This is a genomic window from Brevibacillus thermoruber 423 (genome assembly GCF_000454065.1).
Lineage (GTDB): Bacteria > Bacillota > Bacilli > Brevibacillales > Brevibacillaceae > Brevibacillus > Brevibacillus thermoruber.
This window is the reverse complement of sequence record NZ_ATNE01000020.1, coordinates 21,979-29,961: the sequence shown is the minus strand read 5'-3', so window position 1 is coordinate 29,961 and position 7,983 is coordinate 21,979. Positions and strand designations below refer to the sequence as shown.

Annotated in this window: 7 protein-coding genes and 1 tRNA gene; 3 read left to right on the top strand and 5 right to left on the bottom strand. The window is 50.1% G+C overall.

Annotated features, from left to right (window positions below):
* Nucleotides 1-306: 306 nt before the first annotated feature.
* Nucleotides 307-393: transfer RNA gene (locus tag M516_RS0104880), tRNA-Leu, on the bottom strand.
* 1,282 nt (nucleotides 394-1,675) lie between these two features.
* Nucleotides 1,676-2,611, bottom strand: coding sequence for a cation diffusion facilitator family transporter (locus tag M516_RS0104865; RefSeq protein ID WP_029098127.1), 936 nt, complete (start codon nucleotides 2,609-2,611; stop codon nucleotides 1,676-1,678).
* Between the two features lie 344 nt (nucleotides 2,612-2,955).
* On the opposite strand from M516_RS0104865, the gene M516_RS0104860 reads away from it, so the two are divergent.
* From M516_RS0104860 to M516_RS0104850, 3 genes are all read left to right on the top strand, one after another.
* Nucleotides 2,956-3,825, top strand: a complete 870-nt coding sequence (locus M516_RS0104860) for a LysR family transcriptional regulator (RefSeq protein ID WP_029098126.1) — start codon at nucleotides 2,956-2,958, stop codon at nucleotides 3,823-3,825.
* 159 nt (nucleotides 3,826-3,984) lie between these two features.
* A complete protein-coding gene (locus M516_RS0104855) occupies nucleotides 3,985-4,662 on the top strand; it encodes a type 1 glutamine amidotransferase domain-containing protein (RefSeq protein ID WP_029098125.1) in 678 nt (225 codons plus the stop codon).
* A gap of 11 nt (nucleotides 4,663-4,673) precedes the next feature.
* A complete protein-coding gene (locus M516_RS0104850) occupies nucleotides 4,674-5,867 on the top strand; it encodes an MFS transporter (protein WP_035288926.1) in 1,194 nt (397 codons plus the stop codon).
* Nucleotides 5,868-6,151: 284 nt separating this feature from the next.
* On the opposite strand, the gene M516_RS0104845 is transcribed toward M516_RS0104850, so the two are convergent.
* The 3 genes from M516_RS0104845 to M516_RS0104835 all read right to left on the bottom strand — a co-directional run bounded on the left by M516_RS0104845 (nucleotide 6,152) and on the right by M516_RS0104835 (nucleotide 7,752).
* Nucleotides 6,152-6,730: a dihydrofolate reductase family protein gene (locus M516_RS0104845; RefSeq protein WP_029098123.1), complete on the bottom strand. Its 579-nt coding sequence runs from the start codon at nucleotides 6,728-6,730 to the stop codon at nucleotides 6,152-6,154.
* Nucleotides 6,731-6,974: 244 nt separating this feature from the next.
* Nucleotides 6,975-7,301 carry a YnfA family protein gene (locus M516_RS0104840; RefSeq protein WP_029098122.1) on the bottom strand — a complete coding sequence of 109 codons (327 nt, stop codon included), beginning with the start codon at nucleotides 7,299-7,301 and terminating at the stop codon, nucleotides 6,975-6,977.
* A 115-nt stretch (nucleotides 7,302-7,416) separates the two neighbouring features.
* Nucleotides 7,417-7,752, bottom strand: a complete 336-nt coding sequence (locus M516_RS0104835) for a hypothetical protein (protein ID WP_029098121.1) — start codon at nucleotides 7,750-7,752, stop codon at nucleotides 7,417-7,419.
* Nucleotides 7,753-7,983: the final 231 nt, after the last annotated feature.

Sequence of the window (7,983 nt, the reverse complement as noted above, 5' to 3'; positions counted from 1 at the left end):
GCACGCCGCCAGCGTTCGTCCTGAGCCAGGATCAAACTCTCCAATAAAGTTGAGTTGAATCGTTAGCTTCATGTAAAAGAATTGCTAGGCTCGTTCAACGCTTTCGCTGTTCAGTTTTCAAGGAGCATTTCACGCCTTTCGCTTCATCATTTCAGAAGCGAAGGACTTTACTATAACATGTCTGCGGCAGCAAATCAACGGTAATCTTTGCATAACTTCTTGATTTGCAGCCCCCGTCTCTCAAAGGAGACAGGATTTTATTTTACCACGTTCCCGCAAAAAATCAACTTGTAAGTTCTGGGAATTTGGTGCGGTCGAGAGGACTTGAACCTCCACGGTGTTGCCACCACTAGAACCTGAATCTAGCGCGTCTGCCAATTCCGCCACGACCGCATGTTATAGTCACATCAACATTTTGTATCACAGGACTAAAATATAGCATGCTCGATCCAAAAATGCAAGAGGGATTTTCAAAAAAAATTCTACCCACCATTCGTTGCCGAAAAAGCGAAGAGTCGGCAAGCGATCTGCCAGCACCTTCGTTGTCCTGTTCGGGAAGCAGAGCCATATTCACCTGCGGAAAAATCGGGGAACCCTAACAAAACCAGCGGGGGCAAGTGAATCGGGTGCAAGTGAAACGAATGCCCCAGGTATCCCCTTGAACTGCTGTCCCCTCCCTACTTCACTTCCCTATGTGGAACGGCCGTCTCCGCCCGCTCACCTGCTGCGAAAAAAAGCCCAGGCAGCGCAATTCCTCCGGATCTCGTCCTGGCTCTCGTATCACCGTACATCCGACAGGCGATCACTTCTTTTTCACAACATGGAAAACGGTAACCAAAAGTACACTGGCAGAGATAAGCATCACAAACGAACCATAGTTAAAATACATGGTATTTGTGAATATGTTTAGACTCCCCATTATGTCTTTGGCATAATCAGCAGGATGACCATTCACAATCATTTCGGCTGTTTTCTTGTATTGATCTTTCCAATAGAAGAAACCCAAGACGAGCAAGATGAACGGGATTCCTAATCTGTAGCGTATCCTTCTGTTCGTGCTGCACTTGAGGAGGATATATTTGTTTATGAGATAGGCGAGATATAAGCTGCTGAATAGATATGGGATGATGAATAGGAAAGCCGGGTTCTCATTTCCGGAAGAACCTGCTTTTTTTTAGAGTGAACATGTCAATCAGATACAAGAACGCCACACATAAGATAAAGAATATCTTTATCTTAGTGTGTAGACAAAGTGGCTGCTGGGGGGAGAAGCACGTTTCCGTCATCCGCTCCGTGCTCGCCCAGCAAGGAAGCATAGACTGCACGCTCCGCACCGATTTGCGGGGGATCGCCAAAGTCGCATCGCTACGAAGCCCATTCAGAGGTGGCGCTCCTTTTTCCCGCAAATCGCTGCTCCGCTCGGTAAGGCTCACAAGTCGCTCTGCCTGGAAACATGCTTCTCCTTCGATGCAGTCGGTTTGTCTTCAGTCTGAGATAAAGAATATCTTTATCTGCGTTTGAATGTTCATTGTACCCCCCTGGGATTCTCGAACTCCCACAAAACGCTGTGGGAGTTCGGGAAAGATTTGCGGACACCAGCGCCGGGACATCACCCGGGAGCCGCTCGATTTTTTTGACCCGATCGTCCGGAATGGATGCAGGGGCGGGAGCAGCCTTATGCCCGCTGAAACATGAACTGTTTGCCGTATTCGCCATGATCGTGCATGGCCGGATGTTCAATTTGAATCGTCGTGTGTGCGATGCCGTATTTCGTCTTCAGGATGTGATTGATGGCCAGGATCACGCAGAACGGTTGAATGTCTTCGCGAACAAACACGTGCGCCGTCAGCGAATAGTGATCGGTGGAAATCGACCACAGATGCAGTTCATGCACGTCTTCCACCCCTTCCACCCCGTTGATGTCGCGGCGGATGGCGTCCAGATCGAACTTCTCGGGTACCGATTCCATCAAAATCAGGTGGGATTCGCGAATGATTTTGGCCCCGCCGGCAAAAATGATCCCCCCGATAATCATGCTGATCAACGGGTCAAAGAAGGAATAGCCCGTCACGTGAATCAGAACGGCAGAGGTGATGACGCCAACGGAACTGAGCAGGTCTCCGATAAAGTGCCAGAGCGCGCTCTTCACATTGAGATTTTCTTCCTCCCTGGTACTCCGGCTTAATACGACGGTCAGCACGAGGTTCACGACCAATCCGATGGACGCGATCAAGAGCATCAACTGCAGATCAACCTCCTGCGGGTGAATCATCCGCTTGATGCTCTCGACGATGATCCCGACGGCAATCACGGCGAGCGCCAACCCGTTCAGAAACGACGCGATGATCTCAAAACGAAGAAAGCCGAACGTGTATTTCTGATTCGGTTTCCGGGCAGCCATGTATATGGCGGCCATGCTCAACCCCAGCGCGATCACATCGGAGATCATGTGGGCCGAATCAGACAGGAGCGCGAGCGAATTGGACATCAGACCTCCGATAATTTCAACGATCGTAAAAAACAGGGTCAGCATCAGGGTGAACCACAGCGTTTTCTTTGATGTCTGCTGCTCTTTGACGTGATTCAGGTGATGGTAATCTTCATAGTTCATAAGAGCCAGCCTCCACGCAATCAAATTGTTTATAAATACTATAAGATAATAACTATTTTAATTATAGCCTTTTATGCCCCGCTCCTCAAATGAACGTTTTATGGATCATACAAGTAATATTCATTCGCAACGAGTGTGGGAAGCCCAAAAAAGAAGGGCCTTCCGCCGCTGCTTTCATGCAGGTAAAGCCCCCTCCGTATATCTGGCTGATTCGATCCATGCGTCATTCACGGTTTCCACACGAGTTTCCATATGGTAGCATAACGCCTAACGAAACATACAAACGAAAAATACCACAGGTCCCTGTGCAAATTTTTTCAAAAACCCAAGACGGAGGCATTCACATGATCGATTTCGAGTGGTATCGGAGCTTCGTCCTCATCTATCGGCACAATTCGGTATCCGAAGCCGCCAAATCCCGTTTCATGACTCAGCCGGCGATGAGCCAGCATCTGGCCTCCTTGGAGGCTGAGGTCGGCGAGCCGCTGTTTGTCCGGACGGCCCGGAAAATGATCCCGACGGAGCGAGGGAAGTTGCTGTACACCGAGGCAGCTCCGCTCGTCGAAGCACTGGAGCAGTTGAGCGCGGATCTCAAAACGTCTTCTCAGCCGAGCCTGAAATGGATCAAAATCGGATCGGCGCCGGAGTTCTACCAGGAAAAAATCCTCCCCTTGCTGCCGAAATTCGGTACCTGCTCGATTTCCTATTTCGGAACCGCGGAGGAACTGCTCGACATCCTGGAAGAGGAAAAGGCGGATATAATCATTACCTCCAAGAAATTCCTGAAACCGGGAGTCGAGTACGAGAAGCTGTGGGAAGAGGAGTTGGCCATAATCGCGCCGGCCCACTGGGAGGTTCCCGACGCCAAGAGCTTGAAAGCCAAAGAACGCTGGCTCACCGAACAGACGTGGATCGCGTACGGACCGGAACTGCCCATAATCCGGAGGCTGTGGCGGGAACGTTTCAAGAAGCGCCCTGTGCTGTCCACCCCTTACATCATTCCGAATCTGCATATGATTCTCCGTCTGGTCACGTTAGGCGCGGGCCTGAGCGTGGTTCCCACCTTTCTGCTGGATACGGCGAAAGAAGGAGAGGTTCAAGTCGTTTACGCGGACTTGTCCGTACGAAACGAGCTATTCTTCGCGTACAAAAGCAAACACAAGTACATACACGAAATTCAACAAATCAAGAAGGTCATCCGCGAGCACATCTGAAGACCAGAGGCCAGTTTCCATCGGCGTCTGGTCTTTTTTTTGCCCACTGAATCCATAATTTTTCTTATGAATACATGCAAATTTCATAATTTGTTTTATAAAAAGTTCAGACGTAGAATTGGGGGGCAATCAAAATAACCCTTCAGGAGGTTTGAAACGATGTCCAAAAACGTACTCATGGTGGTCACGAGCCACTCCCATATTCACGAAGGTAAAACAACAGGAATCTGGTTGTCGGAGTTTGCGGAAGCGTATACGAGGTTCAACGAGCAAGGTTGGGACGTGGTCGTAGCCAGCCCGCTTGGTGGAAAAGCACCAGTGGACCCCGCCAGTGTAGGTGAGGAAATGGACCCGTCGTTCGCAGAAGCAGCAAAGAAACTGGATAACACCATGAAGCTGAACGATCTGTCTCATGAACGTTTTGACGCGATTTTCTTGCCAGGCGGGCACGGCGCGATGTACGACCTCCCGACTGACCAAAAGCTCCAATCACTGTTGCGCGACTTCTACGAGTCCGGCAAAGTGGTCGCCGCTGTCTGCCACGGCCCGGCCGCCCTGGTCGGTACGGTCTTGTCGGACGGAAGTCCACTGGTCGCCGGAAAACGCGTGAACGCATTCACCGACCGGGAAGAGGCGGAGACAGGTCTGGCATCCCATCTCCCGTTCCTGCTGGAAAGTCGGCTTCGCGAGCTGGGAGCGATCTTCGTAGCCGCTCCGAACTGGACTACCCACTATGAAGCTGACGGCAATCTGATCACCGGCCAAAATCCGCAATCGACAGTCGCGGTCACGAATGCCGTGATTGACCAACTTCAAAAAGGAGGGACCTCATCTTGAATTCCGATAGCATGCCTCACACAGGTACGACCATTACGCGCCGCAATTCCGCGATTGCCATTTACGCGCTGACGCTCGGTGCTTTCGCCATCGGAATGACCGAATTCATCATTATGGGCCTGCTGCCGGAAGTGGCGGTAAGCCTGAGCGTCTCGATTCCGGAGGCGGGGCTTCTCATCACGGGGTATGCGCTCGGAGTAGCCCTCGGCGCGCCGTTCATCACGGTCGCTACGCATAAGATGCAGCGCAAGGCGCTCCTTCTGCTCCTGATGGGAATTTTCATCGTGGGCAATGCCCTTGCGGCTCTCGCCCCTTCCTATGGCGTGCTCATGTTCGCCCGCATCGTCGCAGCGCTGACACACGGCTCCTTCTTCGGCGTTGGTTCCGTGGTCGCCGCGGAGCTTGTGCCGAAAGAGAAGCGGGCCGGAGCCATCGCCCTGATGTTCACCGGCCTTACGCTCGCGAACATCCTCGGCGTGCCGATCGGTACGTTCATCGGCCAGGAATTTGGCTGGCGATCGACATTCTGGGCGATTACGGCCATCGGGAGCGCAGCGCTGATCGGCGTGATCGTACTCGTCCCGCGGATTCAAGCCGCCCCCTCCCGATTGAGCCGGGAAATTGGAGTGCTGCGGCGTCCCGAGGTACTAGTCGCGCTTCTAATGACGACGTTCGGCTTCGCCGGCGTATTCACAGCGTTTACCTATATCAAGCCGATCCTGGTGGATATCAGCGGCTTCCCTGTCGACTCAATCTCTTACATTCTGGTTCTGTTCGGGATCGGCATTACCATTGGCAACATCTACGGCGGCAAATTGGCGGACCGCAGTCTGCTGCCTTCGCTGATCGGTATTCTCGTGTTATTGGCTGTGGTGCTGGCCCTGCTGGGTGCAGTGGCTCAATGGAAACTCGCAACTCTGATCTTCGTCTTCCTTCTCGGCGTGGCCGCTTTCGGCACTGTGCCGGGATTGCAGCTGCACATGTTGAACACTGCAAAGGAAGCGCCAACCCTGGCTTCAACGCTGAACATAGCAGCGTTTAACCTGGGGAACGCCCTCGGCGCTTATCTGGGCGGAATCGTCATCGACTACGGCATCGGCGGCGGGCTGAAAGCCGTCCCGTTGGCAGCCTCTCTGGTTACCATCGTGGGCATTCTGTTCACCTTGTGGGGATATCGACAGAGCCGCCGGGGACACCATGCATGAATGCAGCGTCTGGTACGGTACTCCGTGCTGGCTGCAACGGTACATGGCAGGGCCGTCCTTTAGGGGATGGCCCTGCTCCATCCCCTGAAAAAATCCAATTCTTTGCCGCACAAGGGTTTTTCAGGCGTAGAGAGAAACCGATCGGAACAAAAACCCAACGATACGTGTTCATCATTTTGGGGATATTTCTTCATAGAAAGGAAGGGGTAAAGCCATATCCAGGAACATGGCGCCAGCCCGTTTGGTTCGGCGCTTGCTCCAGGGAGTCAAATTGGAGGTACAGGTCACTGGGAAGAAGATGGTTCCTTTATCGAATGATAGATGAGTTGCACAATGCCAGAGGAGAATGTTCTCGTTTGAACCAACTTTACATTCACCCTTTGTTTGATATCAATAAACAACGGTTTGCCCTCACCTAAAATAACAGGATGGACCGATAGTCTAAATTCGTCAACAAGCCCTAAGTTAATGAAAGTGGTAATGAGATTTGCTCCTCCATACAGCCAAATGTCTTTGCCAGGCTTATTCTTTATGTTATTTACTTCCTCAAGGATATTACTGTTTATATATTTGACTTTATCATCCGTTCCTTTTTGCGTTCGGGAAAACACATATTTTTCTTTACTATGGATTAGTTCCCACATTTCTTTCTCGGTATCAGATAGATCCATACCATTCATTCCTTGAGCAAATTGCCCCCATATGTCATAGCTCTTTCTCCCGTAAAAAATCGTATCAATCTGATGTAAGAAATCCGTAAACCCCATCTCAGGGTCCATAATGCACCAATCCACTTCCCCATTTTTCCCTTCGATAAAACCGTCTAAAGTAACGGCCAAATCCAATATTACCCGTCTTTTCATGATTCTTCACTCCATTCGTTAAACTGTTTGTCCATTATACCCCTTATGACGCCACCTTGTCCCCTCGATGCTTCGAGTTCCTGCATTGACCAGCGTGGCGACATTGCGTATTACAAGTATTTCACTGAATAAGCAGGTATCATAAACAAAACGAGCCAAGAAGTAATTCCTTAGCTCGTTTCATCAGTAAATCAGTAACAGACATTGCAGAAACGTTTACTAATTGTTACTTTTCCGTTTGTCCTCAAGATCGCGGTGCCCACAACATGATAGAAACCCCCACCATGCATATCAACGCTCCGATCCAGTCATAGAGATCGGGCATTTTCCTGTCCACCAACCATCCCCAGAACACCGCCAACACAATAAACACCCCGCCGTAAGCAGCGTACACGCGGCCAAAGTTGGGAAAGCTTTGCAGGGTGGGAATGATCCCGTACAAAACGAGGATAACCCCTCCCAGCACTCCGACCCACATCGGTTTGGATTCCCGCAGCCACAGCCAAACGAGATACCCGCCCCCGATTTCTGCCAAGCCTGCCGCCAGAAACAATACCATTGCCTTTGCCATTGTGTATCTCCCTTAATCTATGAAGTATCCGACACCGACAAGATTCTTTCTCATCGTTAGCCGCGATGATCATCAAAATGTTTTTTCTCCGTCAGAAGCACAATGGAATCTGGCTTCAGATCCCAAAATGGATCATCCATTTGCCTTGTTCTTTTGCCTGGACAATTTTTAAGGCCAATTCCTGAAGTTCATACGATTTTTTAGATGATAACACTACATCCAAAAACAAAGTCAGTGATTCAGCAGGAATAATCGTAATTCCCCACCGAGCCAACCCAAATTCAGGGCGTTCTAATTTATGGAAGTAGGTTTTCATTATCGATAAATGTGGAAGCAAGTCATTGATCAAATCATCGTCAACCGAAATACAATTGTATTTGTGCGGCTCATAACTGAATACGGTTCTTTTGTCAACTTCATCAAGAATTCCAAATTCGTGTGTACAAGGCATTGGCAATCCCTTTCATTGACTTTATTTTCTTATTCTTCCCCATTTCCATCTGCACAACATTGTATCACATGGTGTGCGACCAAGTGGGAGGACCATTGACATCGTATCGTTCGCCTTTTATAAGTACCTATCGAATCGTTAATCGGTTAACCATATCTGTATTCGAGGTGAACGATCATTTCCTTCTACGACCCGGTTCAGAACTCCTCGACAGTGCTTGTTGCATATTGG

Bases quoted from the DNA above. Each gene is read 5' to 3' on its own strand.
- M516_RS0104855 (WP_029098125.1), top strand. From the start codon at position 3,985: ATGTCCAAAAACGTACTCATGGTGGTCACGAGCCACTCCCATATTCAC.
- M516_RS0104850 (WP_035288926.1), top strand. From the start codon at position 4,674: ATGCCTCACACAGGTACGACCATTACGCGCCGCAATTCCGCGATTGCC.
- M516_RS0104845 (WP_029098123.1), bottom strand. From the start codon at position 6,730: ATGAAAAGACGGGTAATATTGGATTTGGCCGTTACTTTAGACGGTTTT.
- M516_RS0104860 (WP_029098126.1), top strand. From the start codon at position 2,956: ATGATCGATTTCGAGTGGTATCGGAGCTTCGTCCTCATCTATCGGCAC.
- M516_RS0104865 (WP_029098127.1), bottom strand. From the start codon at position 2,611: ATGAACTATGAAGATTACCATCACCTGAATCACGTCAAAGAGCAGCAG.
- M516_RS0104840 (WP_029098122.1), bottom strand. From the start codon at position 7,301: ATGGCAAAGGCAATGGTATTGTTTCTGGCGGCAGGCTTGGCAGAAATC.
- M516_RS0104835 (WP_029098121.1), bottom strand. From the start codon at position 7,752: ATGCCTTGTACACACGAATTTGGAATTCTTGATGAAGTTGACAAAAGA.